At 61.2% G+C, this 14,762-nt stretch carries 24 protein-coding genes; all 24 read right to left on the bottom strand.

Annotated features, from left to right (window positions below; all coding sequences use genetic code 11):
- Positions 1-166: 166 nt before the first annotated feature.
- A complete protein-coding gene (locus tag B5G28_RS08685) occupies positions 167-787 on the bottom strand; it encodes a Gp15 family bacteriophage protein (protein WP_087247910.1) in 621 nt (206 codons plus the stop codon).
- A complete protein-coding gene (locus tag B5G28_RS08680; RefSeq protein ID WP_087247908.1) occupies positions 787-1,317 on the bottom strand; it encodes a DUF6673 family protein in 531 nt (176 codons plus the stop codon). Before B5G28_RS08680 ends, B5G28_RS08685 begins: the two co-directional genes overlap by 1 nt.
- Positions 1,318-1,329: 12 nt before the next feature.
- Positions 1,330-1,833, bottom strand: a complete 504-nt coding sequence (locus B5G28_RS14710) for a hypothetical protein (RefSeq protein ID WP_087247906.1) — start codon at positions 1,831-1,833, stop codon at positions 1,330-1,332.
- Complete coding sequence (locus B5G28_RS08670) at positions 1,830-2,273, bottom strand: hypothetical protein (RefSeq protein WP_087247905.1); 444 nt, start codon at positions 2,271-2,273, stop codon at positions 1,830-1,832. Before B5G28_RS08670 ends, B5G28_RS14710 begins: the two co-directional genes overlap by 4 nt.
- A gap of 175 nt (positions 2,274-2,448) precedes the next feature.
- Positions 2,449-2,898 (bottom strand): minor capsid protein, encoded by a 450-nt coding sequence (locus B5G28_RS08660; protein ID WP_087247901.1) that lies wholly within the window; start codon positions 2,896-2,898, stop codon positions 2,449-2,451.
- Positions 2,899-2,901: 3 nt separating this feature from the next.
- A complete protein-coding gene (locus tag B5G28_RS08655) occupies positions 2,902-3,270 on the bottom strand; it encodes a DUF6751 family protein (protein WP_087247899.1) in 369 nt (122 codons plus the stop codon).
- Positions 3,263-3,658: a hypothetical protein gene (locus B5G28_RS08650; protein ID WP_087247897.1), complete on the bottom strand. Its 396-nt coding sequence runs from the start codon at positions 3,656-3,658 to the stop codon at positions 3,263-3,265. The genes B5G28_RS08655 and B5G28_RS08650 overlap by 8 nt, the downstream gene beginning before the upstream one ends.
- Before the next feature lie 21 nt (positions 3,659-3,679).
- Positions 3,680-4,078: a hypothetical protein gene (locus B5G28_RS15030; RefSeq protein ID WP_242967540.1), complete on the bottom strand. Its 399-nt coding sequence runs from the start codon at positions 4,076-4,078 to the stop codon at positions 3,680-3,682.
- Positions 4,041-4,562 (bottom strand): hypothetical protein, encoded by a 522-nt coding sequence (locus B5G28_RS15025; protein ID WP_242967538.1) that lies wholly within the window; start codon positions 4,560-4,562, stop codon positions 4,041-4,043. The genes B5G28_RS15030 and B5G28_RS15025 overlap by 38 nt, the downstream gene beginning before the upstream one ends.
- 21 nt (positions 4,563-4,583) lie before the next feature.
- Positions 4,584-5,159 carry a phage scaffolding protein gene (locus B5G28_RS08640; RefSeq protein ID WP_087247895.1) on the bottom strand — a complete coding sequence of 192 codons (576 nt, stop codon included), beginning with the start codon at positions 5,157-5,159 and terminating at the stop codon, positions 4,584-4,586.
- 361 nt (positions 5,160-5,520) lie between these two features.
- Positions 5,521-5,904 carry a PBECR2 nuclease fold domain-containing protein gene (locus tag B5G28_RS08635; RefSeq protein ID WP_087247893.1) on the bottom strand — a complete coding sequence of 128 codons (384 nt, stop codon included), beginning with the start codon at positions 5,902-5,904 and terminating at the stop codon, positions 5,521-5,523.
- Between the two features lie 63 nt (positions 5,905-5,967).
- Entirely contained in the window at positions 5,968-7,137 is a 1,170-nt protein-coding gene (locus B5G28_RS08630) for a phage minor capsid protein (protein WP_087247891.1), read from the bottom strand.
- Entirely contained in the window at positions 7,137-8,624 is a 1,488-nt protein-coding gene (locus B5G28_RS14705; RefSeq protein ID WP_087247889.1) for a hypothetical protein, read from the bottom strand. The genes B5G28_RS08630 and B5G28_RS14705 overlap by 1 nt, the downstream gene beginning before the upstream one ends.
- Positions 8,621-9,874, bottom strand: coding sequence for a phage terminase large subunit (locus B5G28_RS08620; protein ID WP_087247887.1), 1,254 nt, complete (start codon positions 9,872-9,874; stop codon positions 8,621-8,623). The genes B5G28_RS14705 and B5G28_RS08620 overlap by 4 nt, the downstream gene beginning before the upstream one ends.
- A complete protein-coding gene (locus B5G28_RS08615) occupies positions 9,861-10,244 on the bottom strand; it encodes a hypothetical protein (RefSeq protein WP_087247885.1) in 384 nt (127 codons plus the stop codon). Before B5G28_RS08615 ends, B5G28_RS08620 begins: the two co-directional genes overlap by 14 nt.
- Before the next feature lie 227 nt (positions 10,245-10,471).
- Positions 10,472-10,879, bottom strand: a complete 408-nt coding sequence (locus tag B5G28_RS08610; protein WP_087247883.1) for a hypothetical protein — start codon at positions 10,877-10,879, stop codon at positions 10,472-10,474.
- A 19-nt stretch (positions 10,880-10,898) separates the two neighbouring features.
- A complete protein-coding gene (locus tag B5G28_RS08605) occupies positions 10,899-11,630 on the bottom strand; it encodes a sigma-70 family RNA polymerase sigma factor (RefSeq protein ID WP_087247881.1) in 732 nt (243 codons plus the stop codon).
- A gap of 54 nt (positions 11,631-11,684) precedes the next feature.
- Positions 11,685-12,587: an SPFH domain-containing protein gene (locus B5G28_RS08600; protein ID WP_087247879.1), complete on the bottom strand. Its 903-nt coding sequence runs from the start codon at positions 12,585-12,587 to the stop codon at positions 11,685-11,687.
- 150 nt (positions 12,588-12,737) lie between these two features.
- A complete protein-coding gene (locus B5G28_RS08595; RefSeq protein WP_087247877.1) occupies positions 12,738-13,037 on the bottom strand; it encodes a hypothetical protein in 300 nt (99 codons plus the stop codon).
- Complete coding sequence (locus tag B5G28_RS08590) at positions 13,018-13,260, bottom strand: hypothetical protein (RefSeq protein WP_087247875.1); 243 nt, start codon at positions 13,258-13,260, stop codon at positions 13,018-13,020. Before B5G28_RS08590 ends, B5G28_RS08595 begins: the two co-directional genes overlap by 20 nt.
- Positions 13,261-13,388: 128 nt before the next feature.
- Positions 13,389-13,733 carry a hypothetical protein gene (locus tag B5G28_RS08585; protein WP_087247873.1) on the bottom strand — a complete coding sequence of 115 codons (345 nt, stop codon included), beginning with the start codon at positions 13,731-13,733 and terminating at the stop codon, positions 13,389-13,391.
- Positions 13,730-14,200 (bottom strand): YopX family protein, encoded by a 471-nt coding sequence (locus B5G28_RS08580; RefSeq protein WP_144265509.1) that lies wholly within the window; start codon positions 14,198-14,200, stop codon positions 13,730-13,732. The genes B5G28_RS08585 and B5G28_RS08580 overlap by 4 nt, the downstream gene beginning before the upstream one ends.
- Positions 14,187-14,351 (bottom strand): hypothetical protein, encoded by a 165-nt coding sequence (locus tag B5G28_RS14700; RefSeq protein ID WP_158099605.1) that lies wholly within the window; start codon positions 14,349-14,351, stop codon positions 14,187-14,189. The genes B5G28_RS08580 and B5G28_RS14700 overlap by 14 nt, the downstream gene beginning before the upstream one ends.
- On the bottom strand, positions 14,348-14,752 hold the full coding sequence (locus tag B5G28_RS08575) for a RusA family crossover junction endodeoxyribonuclease (RefSeq protein WP_087247871.1): 405 nt from the start codon (positions 14,750-14,752) through the stop codon (positions 14,348-14,350). The genes B5G28_RS14700 and B5G28_RS08575 overlap by 4 nt, the downstream gene beginning before the upstream one ends.
- Positions 14,753-14,762 lie beyond the last annotated feature (10 nt).

Genomic DNA, 14,762 nt, shown 5'->3' with positions numbered 1-14,762 from the left:
CTCAAACAGGCGCGGGCACAGTGGCACAGGCTCTTAAATCTTGATCTCAAACTCCCGGCGACAGGCCGGATTCTTACATTTTACCCACAGATCGCGGGCGGCGGCGCCGGGGCCGGCCCAGACCACGGCAGCTTTGCCACAGTAGGGACAGAGGACAGGGGACCGGTCATTTCTTCCCAACTTGCCGCCGCAGCCGTTCGATGAAGGCGGCATCCCAATCGGCTTTGGTTGCATAGACCCGTTTCTCACCTCCCAGATCGGCCGGCAGGGCAAACTTGCGCTTCATGTCGGAGTAAAAGGCCAGCTGCTTGCCCTTCAGGCCGGTCAGATCCGCCGTCCGCCAGCCGATCACCCGGCAGAACCGGCACTCGTCTGGCAGGCCCTGCATCAGAGCCTGAAACCGCCACCAGTGGAGGGTGGTGCCGGGATCGGTCAGATCAATCTGGTATGCAGCCTGGAAGGCTGCCGTGATCAGCGGCCCGTCGATGATGTAATCGAAGGCCAGGGGCGGCCGGGGGCCGGCCGATTTGCTCGGGTCGGGAGCAGCCTGGCCGCCGCGGTAAAACCAGAGAAGCTGGTCAAAGGCTTGCTGTGTGGTGTACTCTGTCTGCCAGCCTGCCCCCAGGAACCTGTCCAGTGCAGAGGCCATCCGCGGGGCGGCTTCCTGGTCGTCCTTGACCCGCAGCATGTCCGCCTCAAACTGGACAAACAGCCGGTAGTCGGGGTCGATCAGGTCAAGCTGCGGGGTTCTGCCGGGCAGCGGGTCAGCGATCAGACAGTGATCCATCACTTGCGGCCTGCCAGGGCTTTGACGTAGGCCCGGCGTTGGGCGCGGTTCATCCTGGAAAAATCCACCGGCGCGGGGGCGGCCGGCTGCGCCGGTGCGGCGGGCATTTCCGGTGCGGCGGCGTCCATGGCGTGATTCTGCGCAGCGGGCTGGGGCAGGCTCTGGGCGGCCTGTTTGGCGGCGGCCGCTGCCCGGGCCTTGACGTCCACACCGGCCGCCGTGGTCACCGCGCCCATGGCCTGAATTTCCTTCTGGACGGCGGTGCAGGAGTCCAGCATCTCATAATAGACGGCCTGCAGCTGGCGCAGGTTGTCGGTGTCGATGCCCAGCCGCTGGTCGTAGTCCTCTCCCAGCAGGTCGGCCAGGAAATTGTCGATGGCGGCGCAGTTGGCCCGGATGATGGACCCCAGGCCGCCGACCTTGGGGACGGCTGCCGCGGCGGCCTGCATCTCGTTCACGGCCTGCTGGAACCGGTCGGCGTCGGCGGCCCGCAGGATATCAAAATCAAACTCCACGTTGCGGATGTTCATGGCGTGTCCTCCTTATTCCGCGGAATAGGTGTACTCGGTCGGCTTGCCCACGGCATTCAGCTGGGCCGAGAAGCCGGCGGGGTTGTTGGCGGCGTTGGATACGTCGTTGTTGACGATCAGCACGGCTTCGCCCTGTTCGCCCTTGCCGGTGCGCAGGGAGAAGTAGACGTACTTGACCACGGCGTCCTGCCCGGTGGCAAACAGCATCTTGTTGGACAGGGCGAAGTCCTGGAAGGGATCGCCCGCAAAACGCTCGCCGTTGATGGTGATCTGGCGCTGGGCGCCGGTCTTGGTGGTGACGGTGCCGGTGCGGATGTAGGCGGTGTCGGTGGTGCTGGCGTTGATGGCGCCGCTGTGCTCGGTGACGTGCTCCTGCACCACGGTGTACAGGTCGGGGGTCTCCTGGCCGGTGGCGGCGGTCTGGACGCCCAGGATGAAGTTGTCGGTGGTCTCGACGCCGGTGTATTCGGGATCGGGCACAATGCCGGCGGCGGTAAGTGCTTCCTTGACGGTCATGTGGTTCCTTTCTGCTGGTAATACTCCAGCCTGATTTGGATTTGAAAGCGGCAGGTGCCGTCCTCGCTGGTGATGATGTAGCCGGAATTGGTGACGGCCACCCGTTCGGCGGTGCGGCCCTCGCCCAGGTCGGGCAGGCGGCGGGCATCGCTCTGGGCCTCGATCCAGTCGGCGAAGTCATCCCAGAAGCCCGAATTGGCCGCCTGCTGGGCGATGCTCTCGCTGTACTCCATCCGGCTGGCCAGGACGTAGTTTTTCGCCTTGCGGCGGCCGCTGAAAAACTCCTGCAGCACGGGGTCGCCGGGGGAATCCTCAATCGAAAACTGGGTGGTGTCCTCGGGCAGGTAGTCGATGTGAAAGGCGACGTTGTTCCCCAGCTGCCCCGCTACCAGGGGGCAGGTTTTGAGCCACTCTTGCATGGCTTTGATAGCTGGTTTCATAAGGTGAGCGCACCTCCTGAAGGCTCTTTCCTCTTGCGCTTAGCCAATTTCCCCGGCGGGCCGCAGATGCGCCCTTGTGAAAATTGGAGCGCTGCGCCAGCCGCACCCCGCCTGTTTCGTCCACTGGACGCGGCGGGGTACGGCTGCCATTCCTGCATGGCTTTGATGGCAGGTTTCATTTCTTCAGCTCCTTTGCGACAGCCCGGCGGGCGAACTGGACGAAATAAGGGTGAAAGTCGGCGTCGCACCGCTGGCCCCAGTAGGAGCCGCGGCGGCCGCCTTTGACATCCTTCACGCCCTCGCCCATGGGATGCAGGTAATACTGTTTGCGGGCGTAGGGTGTGTTATAGATCAGCACGCCGCGCTCGTAGTCGCTGGCCAGGTGGACGCTGTTTTTCAGGGTGCCGGTCCGGAAGGGGACGTATCGGTCCATCTGTTTGGCCACTTCCTGGGCGAAAATGGCCTGGGCGCTGGTAAACCCTTGAGTGAAACGAGGACCGAAGCCGGGCGCCCACTCGATCCGCCAGTACAGCTGTCCCTTGTACTGGCCTTTGGTGTAGACCTGGGAGACCACCTTTCCCCGGGGCGTCTGGAAATAAATCCGGTCGTTCTGAAAGCTGGCCATGGCTCACAGGCTCCCTTCCAGGTAAATGTGGGGGAATGCGGTGCCCAGATGGTCATGCCAGGCTTTCACCCGGGCGGTCTGGACCTGTTTGCGGAGGGCGGAAAGCTCCGCGTCCGTTTCCACCACAGCGGCCCCCAGCACCAGCAGATCGCTGGTCTGCGGGGTCCAGCCGGGCTCCGCTGCCTGGATGGCCTCGGCCGGGATGCGCACCTTGACGGTGGGGGAAGGGGCGGCGCCGTTGCGCTCGGCCCGGGCGGCGTGGTCGGCATACCAGCTGCACCCCGCAAAGGTGCGGCAGGTATAGCTGGTCTGGTCGGCGGCGCCGTCAATGGTGCAGCGGATGACGGTGACGGTCTTGTCGGCCTTAAACACAGCAGCCCACTCCTTGATAAAGCAGCCCATAGACATCCGCCCCCAGGGCGTCCCGCAGCAGGTCCCGGCAGCCAACCTCGGCGGCCCGGCGGGCGGCCTGGGCATCCAGATACTGTTCGCTGTAGCCGTCGGTGGCGGCCGCCGCCCCGATTCCCCGCACTGCCCGCTGAAAGGCCATGTGCCTGCTGTACAGGGTGTCGGCGATCTGGAAGCAGGCAGTCTCCAGCGGGCCGATCAGGTCGGGGTGGGCTTCCAGCGCCGGCTCGGCCCGGCCCAGGGTCAGCCGGTCGATGACCGCCGACGCCCTGGCCCCAAACACGGCGTACTGCTGCTCCAGCAGCAGGCCGCCATATTTGCCGCGGTAGTCCTCATAGGACAGGTAAAGCATGGGGCGTCACCTCCCTGTGGATCAGCCGGCGGTGGTCTCGACCCGCTTGATGTAGAGGGTCTGGGGCTTGGACACCTTCAGGCCGTAGACCTTGCGGCCCTGGACGGCGGACGCGCCGATGTACTTGCCGGACCCGGCCAGGTCCTGCAGATGGACGGCCACCTGCCACTCCTGGACGCGGTGGCACCAGTTGGGGTGCCCGGCGATGAACTCGGTGGTGGTCTTTTTGCTGTCCACACGGGTGGTGTTCTCAAAGTCCATGTTGTTGGTCTCGAGGACGTTGAAGCCGGCGATCCGGCCCACTACGCCAGACTGCACCAGCTGCTGGGACAGGTCGCCCTGCTTGATGTAGTGGTCGTCCAGCATCAGGACCTCCAGGAACTCAGGGGACGCCAGCAGGAAGCGGCCATTGGCGGGCACCCCCCTTGCGGGAGAGGGTCCGCTTGGCGGCCAGAACTTCCTTGTAAGCGGTGGTCTCGGTGCAGGCGGTCTTGGTGGCGGAAACGGTGGCGCCGCCGGACGCCTCGCCGCAAGCCTCCAGGGCGCCGATGGACGCCTTGTCCAGGCTCAGGGCCAGAGAATAGCCGGCGGAATCCAGCCGTTCAGCCACAATGCCGTCGGGGACCGAGGCAGCGTCGAAGCCGTCAATCAGCTCGTTGACCGCCTCGTCGTGGTCGATGGACAGGTCCAGATAGGTGGTGGTGCCGGCGTCGGGGTCGATGCCGTTGGCCTTGTCGTAGTCCTTGACCTCCACCTCGGTGTCACGGACGGGGATCTTGACCTTGCCGGCCTTGGGGTCGCCCTCGTAGCGGTTGTTGAAAACGAGGTTGTCACGGGTGACAAGGGTGTTGCGCAGCTTCTCGTCTACCAGACGGGACCAGCGCTCCTGGTTTGCATGTGCCATACTTGGCTCCTTTCCGCTCGATCAGAGCTTCAATTCAGGGTTGAGTGCAGCGAAGGCGGCGGCCACACCGTCCTCCTCGCCGGCGCTGCCGCCGGTGCCGTGCTCGCCGCCGGTGGAGAAGGTGGCGCTGGGCTTGCCGCCGGCGCCGCCTTCGCTGCCGCTGGGGGCAGTCTCGAAGGCCCAGGGGTTTTCCTTGACAAGGCCCTCGATGGCGGCCTTGATATCGGCGGAGCGGTCCTTGGAGGCCTTCAAAGCGTCCAGGTCGAGCATCCCGCGGATGGCTTTCAGGTTGCGGCCCTTGGCGTCGCGGATCGCGCCGTCGAGCGCGGAATCGAAGGCCCAGCCGTCCTTCATGTCGGCAATCTCCTGGCGCAGTTTGTCGCTTTCGCCCTTGAGCTTGTTCACGTCGATGCCATCGAAGGCCTTGAGCTTCTCCTGTACGCCGGACAGCTGGGAGTTGGCGGCGTCCAGCTGCTTCTGCAGGTCGGCGGCCTTGTTTTTCTCGCGGTTGATGTCGGCGCCGTTTTCGTCCATCAGCCACTTGAGGGCCTCGTCGGTGATGTTGGGGATGTGGTTCTTTACGTCTTCGCGTTTCATGGTCTGTCCTTTCTCTCTACGGCCTTTTAACGCCATGCCCGGGGCAAGGTGGAAAAGGCGGATAAAAATACAAAAAGCCGCCTGGTTCAGCGGCTTTTCAACAGGGGAGTGGGGAAAATGGGCAAAACAAAAGCACGGTGCGGTTTCGCATCGTGCTTTTTAGGTGATATAGGGAGAGGGACTGCATTTCTGCAGCCCCTCATGGGATAGGCATTTGGCAGGCGTACCCTCCTCCTGCATCTCTCAGGGTCAAAGCCCTTGTCAATACCAGCGGCGCGTGGTCGGTACGAAATCTACCACCTCAAATGCCCATCTTATCCTATGCTTATTGTAGCATTTTTACACGGCAATGTCCAGTATTTTATTTTGCCCGGTAAAGGATCTCTTTGTTGCGGATCAGCCGTTCCCATTCTTTTTGCCGGATTTTCAGGAAGGTAATGATGGAATTTTTGTAATGCTGTGGGTCTTTGGACGTTACCAGCCGGAGCGCAATGCGGAAATGCTCTTCCTGGTCGCCCACGGCGATCTCTTTCAGAACAAGGCCTGTGTTCGGGCGTTCGTCCCGGATGATATAATCAGGCCGCTGAATGATGTCGACCAGATAGCTGCTGAATCTTTCGTAGTCATCGGGGTGCCGCTCCTGCACATGTCGGATGCGCTCCTCGGTGATGATGACTTCATCGGTCTGAATGTCGTCGGATATGACGCTGTACAATTTTCGGTCCAGTTTGCATACAAAATTCACGTCCGGGTTCCTGCCATTCCTGTTGGATGGTTCTATTATAGCATCGGCGGCCGGCGTGTGCAACTACCGCGCCTGGGCCGTCGCCCGGCTGGATTCACTCCGCCCAAACCCTGCAACGAGCGTCCGGGCGCTGTCGTTCCGGCCGCCGGTGTCTTTGACAAACTGGGCCAGGCTCTGCCGGGCCTGCCGCAGCTTGACGGCGCTCTGGGCGGTGTCCAGCCCGGCGGCATCCTCGGCCAGAAAGACCTTTTTCGCGGCCCGGACTTTCCGTTCCAGGGCGCGCTGCTTTTGGCTGATCTCGTACGGACTGTACATCTTGCCCTGATAGGAGATGTTTTTGGCGTCCAGGGCGGCCAGCTCCTCCTCGGTGTAGGCGGGCCGGGGGTCCAGGTCGGGGTCGATGGCGAAAAAGCCGTGGCGGCAGTTCCAGCCGCACAGGCCCGCGCCGGTGCCGTAGCCGGTGGACCGTTCAAAATCCGGGTAGTATTTGCCGTTGTAGGTGATCGCCCCGCCCCGGTGGTACTGGCGGCCCTGCCACTTGGCGTGCTCGGGCCGTGCGCCGGCGTGGGCGGAAACCTCCACGAAGCCCCAGCCCATTTCTTCCATCCGGGCGATCTGCAGCTTGCCGGCGGTCTGGTTCACGCCGGTCAGCACCGCGCGCCGGACGGCCACTTCCAGCGTATCCCGGTGGCCGGTGGGGTAGGTGACGCCCGCCATGTGCGCGGCAAGGCCGTTCACGGCCCGCCGGACGGCGGTGTTGTAGTCAAAGGCCCCGCTGGCCACCTGCAGCCAGGCGCGGTCTGCAGCGGCTGTAAACTGCCGGGACACGGTGTCCGCCGTAGTGGCGGTGAGGTTCTGCCAGGTGCCTGCGGTCTGCTCGTAGCCGGCGTTCAGCAGGTTCAGCAGGGCGGGGTCCTCGTTGGGGGGCAGGGGGTCGAGGCCGGCGGAGGTGTAAAGCCGGTCGTCCTCCTCCAGGGCTTTGGCAGCGGCTTCCTGGAAGATGCGCCGCAGCTCGGCTTCGCTCCTGCCGGAATACCGGGCCAGGATCTTGAGAACCTGCCGGTTCACAAGCCGGGTCTGCTCCCGCCGCCACAGCTGCCAGTCGGCGGTGGCGGTCACGTCGTCCATCTTGCCGATCCGGCGGGCCACATCCTGCAAAATATCTTCTTCCACCTGCTGCCACAGGCGCATCATGGCCGCGGGGACGTTTTCGAGGTAGTCCGGGGTCAGCATCAGGATTCACCAAAGGATAGCGCAGGGGCCGCGTTTGTCTCGTTCTGGGCCTCCCGCACGGCGTTGCGTGCTTCGTCCTCGCTCATGCCGTACCACTCCATCAGGTACTGGTACTTGGGCAGGAAACCGGACAGACAGTCGTCCTTCATCTGCGCCCGGCGGGTCTCGCTGTCGGTGATGTAGCTGTCGTCGAAATTGACGGTGACGGCGGTGCCGGGGTCGATGTCGGCCCCCAGCAGGTTCCGCCCGGCCCACAGCAGCGCCCGGACGATGCCCAGCAGGGCCGCCTCAATGCCGATCTGGTGGCGGTTGGCGTGCTGGACCATGTCCTGGCGGTCGCCGGTGTACTCGGTGGCAGTCTTGATGCCGGAGGCCTCAAACCGGTACCGCCTGGTACCCAGGCCGCACTTGAAACTGAAATAGTCCAGGGCATCCTGGACCGCCTTGCCGTTCTGGTCGCAGCGGAGGTCGGGGTTGTACTCGTGCCAGCTGTCGGGGGCGTCAGGGTCGGACTTCTCGGTCTGGACGAAAAGCTGCTGCCGGATGTCGTCGGGAGCGGCCCAGTGGGCGTTTCCGTCGGCATCCAGGATGGGTTTCAGCATGGTGGCCGAATAAAAGACCTTTTTGCCGCCCAGGTAGAGGTCCCGGCAGTAGTTGTCAAAGGCCAGGTCACACATCTTGGCCTCGTCGATGGCCTCGGCAAACACCGCCTGCCCCAGCCCGGCCCCGCCGGTGCGGTTTTTCACCGCCGCCGGCCGCAGCAGGGAAAACCAGGGCACCGGGCTGCCGGTACAGAAACTGGCCGCCATCCCTTTGGGCAGCGCGGCGGGGGAGTAGCCCTCCTGGTCGGTGTCCTCGTTCTGGCTGGTGAAATACTCGTTGGTGATCTGGTAGCCGGCGTCGGTGCGGGTGTGGGTCTGGAGGTAGATGCAGCTTTTGCCCTCCACCGTCACCTCGCTGGCAAAGGCCACGTCGATCACCTGGCCGTGCCGGATGGTGATGGGCAGGATGCACTCGGCGGGCAGATAGTCCAGGCAGAGCCTGGCGTCGGGACTGGGGACGGCCTTGCCGCCCTCTACTTTCAGCCCCTCGCAGCTCATGACAAAGGCCCCGGTGCCCGACCGGAAGGCCAGCTCCACCAGGGTGTTGGCGTGGGTCCAGAAGTCCAGCTGCCCCAGAATGCCGCCGGTCTGGTCGGCGTCCTCCCCAAGCAGCCAACGAGCCGTGGCTGCGTCCTGGACCGTGAGGGTGGTTTTCTCGTTCAGCAGCAGGGATGCCCAGTCCTCGCAGGCCCGCTTCGGCATCCCCAGCCGGTACATGGACCGCTTGCACGGCTGCCCCCGGAGGTTCATCTCATGGACGGTGTGGAAGGGCTCAAACCAGCCCCGCCACCAGTCCCGCCACTGGATGATCTCGGAGTAGTAGGCCCCTTCGATGTGCCAGTCCTTCAATCTGTTCAGGTAGGCGACGAATTTTTGAATGTTCATGCAGCTAACCTCAAAAGGCGGGCGCGTTCCCGCTCAATGGTGTACTCGAAAGCGTCCAGGGTGTCGATGTCGGTGGTGCCGTCGTCCAGGCGCTGGTCCTGGCCGGGGGTCTGGCCGCTCCACAGGGCGGTGGAAAGGGCTTCGGCCAGACTGGCCGCCCCTGGCATAACCCAGAACCGTCCGCCGCCCATCAGGATGCAGGTCAGGCGGATGCGGTCGTTGATGGGGATTTTCTTGGAATTGCCCACCCTAGCCGCCAGCCAGGAAAAACGACTGGCCAGCAGGGCCGACCGGAGGGAGTTCTTCAGCACCTGCTCGGCGCTGTCACAGTAAACGGCGTGGATCTCGCCCCAGCCGGCAAAGACCTGCCGGACAAAGTCCAAAAACTTCCCGGCCAGGAAGGCGGTGTCGGTGCCCTTGGGGTCCACCCGGTCGGAGCACAGGGCCACCACCCCGGCGGCAGCGGGCAGGATACCCACCGCCACAAAGGCGTGCTGGCTGCCGTTCCCGCCGAAGTCCACCCCGATCTGCACCCGTGTGCCGGCAGGGAGGGGCTTGTCCCGGGGCCAGAGAAACCGGCCGTCGTGGGCGGCCTGGCTGTCGGCAAAGATTCGGTAGATGATCCCCTCGGCGGCGCACCACTGGCCCAGGATGAATCGGTTATAGTAGACGGTGCCGGCCAGCTCCTGTTTCAGCTGGGCCACAAAAGTGGGGTCCAGAGTGGGGTTGTCGTCGATGGTGGAGGTCTGGCAGAAGATGTCGGCCCCTGAGTCGATGAATTTTTTCAGCCAGTGGTGGGGGTCCGCCGGGTTGGCGGTGCCGTCAAAATGGGAGTGGGCGCACCGCAGGCGGGTTTTGAGCATCTGGAATAAATCTTCGTTCCAGGTGGTGACTTCGTCTCCGTAGGCGTACTCGATGGTCATGCCCTGGATGCGGGCTACCTGGTTCCGCTTGTCGGCGCCCAGGACGTAGACCTTCCGGCCGAACAGCCGGGCGGTGTTGTCGCTGGAAATGGTGCCCACCAGAGCCTCGCCCCAGATTTCCCGCATGGGGTCCAGGATGTTCCGGGACAAAGTGCCCTGGGTGTGGCCCAGCAGCACCGCGGCCCCTTCGCCCCGGAGGGCCAGCAGCCGTTTGGGGATCACCACCGCATAGTCCAGCCAGCTTTTCCCCGAGCCGGTGGCGCCGATCTTGAAGTTCCAGCGGTGATTGCAGGCCGCCAGATATTCCAGCTGCTTAGTCGATAACACTGTCGATCCCTCCCAGCAGCTTTTCGGCGGCGGCCAGCTGGGCCGCTGCGGGATCGTCCCGGCCGTCCTCGCCCAGAATGTCCAGGATCAGCCGCCCCGCCCGGGCGTCGCCCTCGGCGGCCGCGTCGGTCAGGCCCGCGATCATGGCCATCTGGTTGTCCACGTCCTCGGGATCAAGGCCCCGGCGGGCCAGGGCGTTCCACCGCCGCTTGTCCGATACCGGCAGGGACAGGTACAGGTCGGCGGCCTCCTTCAGGGCCCGCTTGCGGCGGCGGGCCGCGCCGGATGCCCGGCCGCCGGAAGCAGCTATTTCTCGGAGTTCCTTCGGGGTTCGCTCGGAGTTCGGAATCAGATTTTTCTCATTCGACACGGTCACCACCTTCCTTGTTGTGTGTTGCTTTGGTGCGGCTGCCCGGAGTTGAACCGGGCCGGGGAAAAATCGGGAGGTCGATCATGCCTGCAAACGTGAACCCAATCTGCGAAAAGGAGAAACCCCGTATCCCAACGATCAGCCGCATATAAAAAGAGCACCGGCCCTTCTGCCGATGCTCTGCGGATACAGTTTACCATGGGCGGACAGTGAAATTCAATGAAATCTTATGCAATTTCCATCCGGTCCACAGTGCTGCGGTGGAGCTGGAGCACCCGCCGCAGGGTGAAGTTGTTGTCCGCGGCGATCCGCTCCCACCGCTGGCCCAGGATGTACCGCCGTGTGAGAATGTCCCGCCGCAGCGGGTCAGCCACCCCGTCGATGGCGGCTTTGACCTGGTCGTGGACATTGACCGCCCGGACAGCTTCAGCGGCCAGAAGCATCTGCGTTTCCATGATCCGCTCCACCGCCCGGGGCAGGGCCTGGCCGTCCCCGCCGCCGGGCATCCCGGTGAGGGCCTGGGTCACCCAGGCCGCCTGGCAGCGCAGCTCCTCGATTTCTTGGGCGATGATTTCCTGCCTGTGAACAGCCTGGCGGTAGCTGCGCAGAAAGGCGATTTTCTCTTGGTAAGTCATCTACGCTCCTTTCGATTTATCATTTGCTGCCTGACGCATCTGCAAATCGCCTGATTTGCAGATTTCGGGCCAATTTATTCAAAGCATTATGTTTGATCTGTTCAATCCGGTTTCTGGAAATCTTTTTGTCCGTTGCAATTTCGGTCATTTCATGCCCTTCCCAGTAAATACAGCGGATTACATCAATTTCATTTTGGCTCAGCTTCTTCATGGCATCTTCCAGAACGGCGTGCAGTTCTTCGATGTAGATATCAGCCTCTGCTGCCTCAAATTCTGCCGATGCAGCCGGGTCTGGTAGAAGACCGGCCAGCGTGTATCCGTCTTCATCATCAGCGCTTAAAGGGGCGTCCAGACTTGTGCAGCTGTTCAAAGGATTGGCCGATATTTGCGCCTGCCGGCCGTTTCCCATGGTAACGCTCATCGAGTGATCGCCTCGAATCGTCAAGCTGATCTGCCGTTTTACAGCTATGGCAAGAAATGTCGTAAAACTGCCTTTTTCTGGGCTGTAATGCTCTGCGGCGTACTGAACGGCAAAAAATCCCTCCTGCTTGAGGTCCTCCATCGTCAAGCCGTGAGCTTGCGCGGTGTCCCGATTCTTCCTATACCACCTGCCAAGCTTTTGAACAAGAAACCACCGATTGATTTCCCACAGTTGCCCCAGGGCAGAGCGGTCTCCGGCAGCGGCCAGGGCGGCCAGGGTTTTATTGCATTCTTGCTGATCTGGCGTTTTAGCGTGCGCGTTCGTATTCATTTATCCATAGTCATCAACACGTTTTGAAAATGTGGCAGTGATACTACACAATTCTCATTCCGATTTTGTTACCACGGTATCAGCGCCCTGGACGGTCACCCAGCCGTGTTCCATGCGGGCCTGGGCTTCCAGATACTGGATCAGCTCGGGGGTGATGGACTGGGCGACGGACTGGTTGGCCGCAGCTTCGGCATCGGCGGCAATCTTGGCGGCGTCGGCATCTGCCTGGGCTTCAATCAGGGCAACATCTGCGGCGGCCTGGGCTTTGACTTTATCGGTCTCCGCCTGGGCCATGGCAGTCTGTTTTTCCAGCTCGGCGATTTCGGCGTCCTGTTTTGCTTGCTCTTTGGCCTGCACCTTTTGCATGAGGGTGTCATCCAGTTCCACATCAATCACCAGAGCGCTCACAACGTTGATGCCGTACTCGCTGGACAGCTTCTCATTGAGATATTCGGTGATGGCCTGATTTACCTCAGACTTTTTATCGGCATAGATGTCCATGACGGAGAACCGGGGCGTCACCTCCTTTACATAGGCGATGATGCTGTTCTGAATGCGGCTCTCCATCAGAGATTCGCCGTCCATGCCGTTGAAGCGGCTGTACAAATCCACCACACGGTCCGGCAGAAAGTTGTAGTTCACGGTCAAGTTGATCTTGACCATGCCGCCGTCTGCGGGGGCGTCGATGGACCAGTCGGCATGTTCTTTTTCGTTGTAATCAGCCGGGTCATCCGAGAAAACAACCTGCTGCTGGGAAATGGGGAATCGACTGACCTTCTTCAGCGGAGACATAACGTGCCAGCCCTGAGAAAGCGTCTGGTCTTCCACGCCGGCCGCTGAGTAGACCACGCCCACATAGCCCACGGGCACCCGCTCAATGCAGGCCATGGCCCCAACGGCCAGAACCACGGCGCATGCGCCGCTCGCAGCGATGATTGCAATACGATTACGATTCATAAAAATCTCCTTTTCTTAATCATCAAAAAAAGACCGGACGATGTAATAGCAGATTCCCCATAAAACAAGAAACAAGGAAACCGTCTGCTTCATTGGGAGGTTCTCACTTCCTTTCTGCATGCCGCCCGGGGGAGGATTCAACTTCCCCGGTTAATCCAGCAGCCCATCCTGCGCAGCATATACGGCCAGAGTGCTCAGGATATCGGTCAGCGCCTTGTCATAGGATGTGGCACTTATATGGCCTTCCTGGATGGTTTTGCTCCTGGATAGTTTCCGCCGAAAATGCAGGTCAAACACGATGGCGCTGATTGCTCCTTCCCGCGTGAGGTAGTAGGCCTCGGTTTTCTGAATCGCAAGCAGCCAGCGCTGTTCTTTGGAGTCGGAACACCTTTCCAGCAGGCCCCAGCAGTTCAGATAGAACAGGCAAAGTTTACGGTGCTTGGCTGTCATAATGCTGCGCCTCTCTTTCATTGGGCCAGAAACATCGGGCCGTTTCTTCGCGGGTCATCCCGAGGACAAAACTCAGCTGCTGAGCCTCTGAAATGCTGAAATCTGTTTTCTTGAGTAATTTGTTCCGCAGGGTGCCATCGCTCATGTGCAAAAAGTGGGCCAGGTATTTGCGTTTGTATCCACTGCGAGCAATCAGCTTCTGCAAGTATTCGGTATCAACCATTCTGATCTGCATCCTTTCTGATCCGTCTTTGTCGTCTGCTATGGATGTATGATAGAAGCCGCGGGCGAAAGCCCACGGCTTCAGCGGCACCATTATACCCTAGATTGAGAGCTCAAAAATTCAGTTTTTCAAATCAGTCCATAATTTTTTGCAACCAAATCCATGAACTCAGTATTCCAGTCAATCGCCGTATGAGCGGAAACCCCAACCTTCAGAGCTGCGCCATAGAGCTTGTGGGACTTTTTCCAGTAGTACAAGTCAATGACTTCCAGTTTCGCATCCCCGTTTTTAGTAGCTCTGACGGCATCGATCGCCTGACGCACGGCTTCCAGCTGTCGGCGCTTGGCTTCCGGCAGCTCGCGCAGATTTGCATCTGCGGTTTTGCCAGTGTGCTCTTCTTCACGGCACAAGTGTGGGTAGTTGTAGATCATGTACCGTACAAAGCCTTTCCACGGCCGTCTCGTTTTGCTCACTTTCCAGCCTCCTTGTCGTGGATATTTCCGACCACTTTGCTGCGTGCTATTTCTTCTTTCATGTTGAAATAATACGAAATCGCAGGATTGGGATCTCCTCCCACCCAAACAAGTTGCCAGCCCCACATAGATGCGTCGTACGCGTCTCCGAATTCAAGCATTCCGAGCCACGTGCGCGGATCGGGCCTTTCCGTGAATTCGAGGATGTCATTTTCAAAAACTTTGTTGCCATCGCTGTCGGTCAAGCCTGTGTACCGGCAAATAGTTTCGGGGGCGACTTCGTAAAAGTTACTACCGTTGATGCTCCAGTCGTCGCAAGCTGTCCCTTGATATTTGGAGATACTAAGACCGCCCACGAAAAACTTTCTCATTTCAGGCCTCGTCTCATCGTTGTCAAAAACGTAGCCCTCAACCCATTCGCCATTGTCAATGCGTTTGGCCTTAAACAGAATCTCAAGTTTGTTCACTTGGCGCCTCCCGGCTTTTTTCTTCACGGTCGGTCCGGCCTGATAGGATCGCCGCACAAATGGTCCCGGCTGTGCCCGCCAGCAAAAAGAGCACCAGCACACCCCCGCCCAGGCCGGCGGCAATGCGGACAATCCATTCCAATCCGTTCATCCCAGCGCCTCCACCCGAATGAAAATCCCTGGGGTATTGGCCCAGAACTTTTCCGAAATCTCGCTGGCCACCTGGGCGTCGTCATGCCAGAAGTGCAGCCGGGTCATCTCGTCTTTCAGGGCCTTGTCCAGGTTGTCGGTGTCGGGCCTGGAGGTTTTCCAGGCGCCGTCGGGGTGGCGGCCCTCGGCGGGGAACAGCCATTTCACCACCAGCCGCACCGGCCCGCCCAGAGGGGCGGCGGGGGCATGGGGCGCAAGGCCGGCCCGCAGTTTGGCCCGGGCGGCTTTCAGCTCGGGGCTGTCGTGGAGCACCGCACAGGGTTTGCCGCCCCGCATGAAGGCGTGAAGGTCCTTGTCGTGGTGGGTGACGGTGGGCGGGCGCATGGGGATAAAAAACTGCATGGCTTGTCTC

The sequence above is a fragment of the Faecalibacterium sp. An77 genome (assembly GCF_002161315.1).
Classification (GTDB): Bacteria; Bacillota; Clostridia; order Oscillospirales; family Ruminococcaceae; genus Faecalibacterium.
The sequence above is the reverse complement of the archived record's forward strand: the minus strand, read 5'-3'. Positions and strand labels throughout refer to the sequence as shown.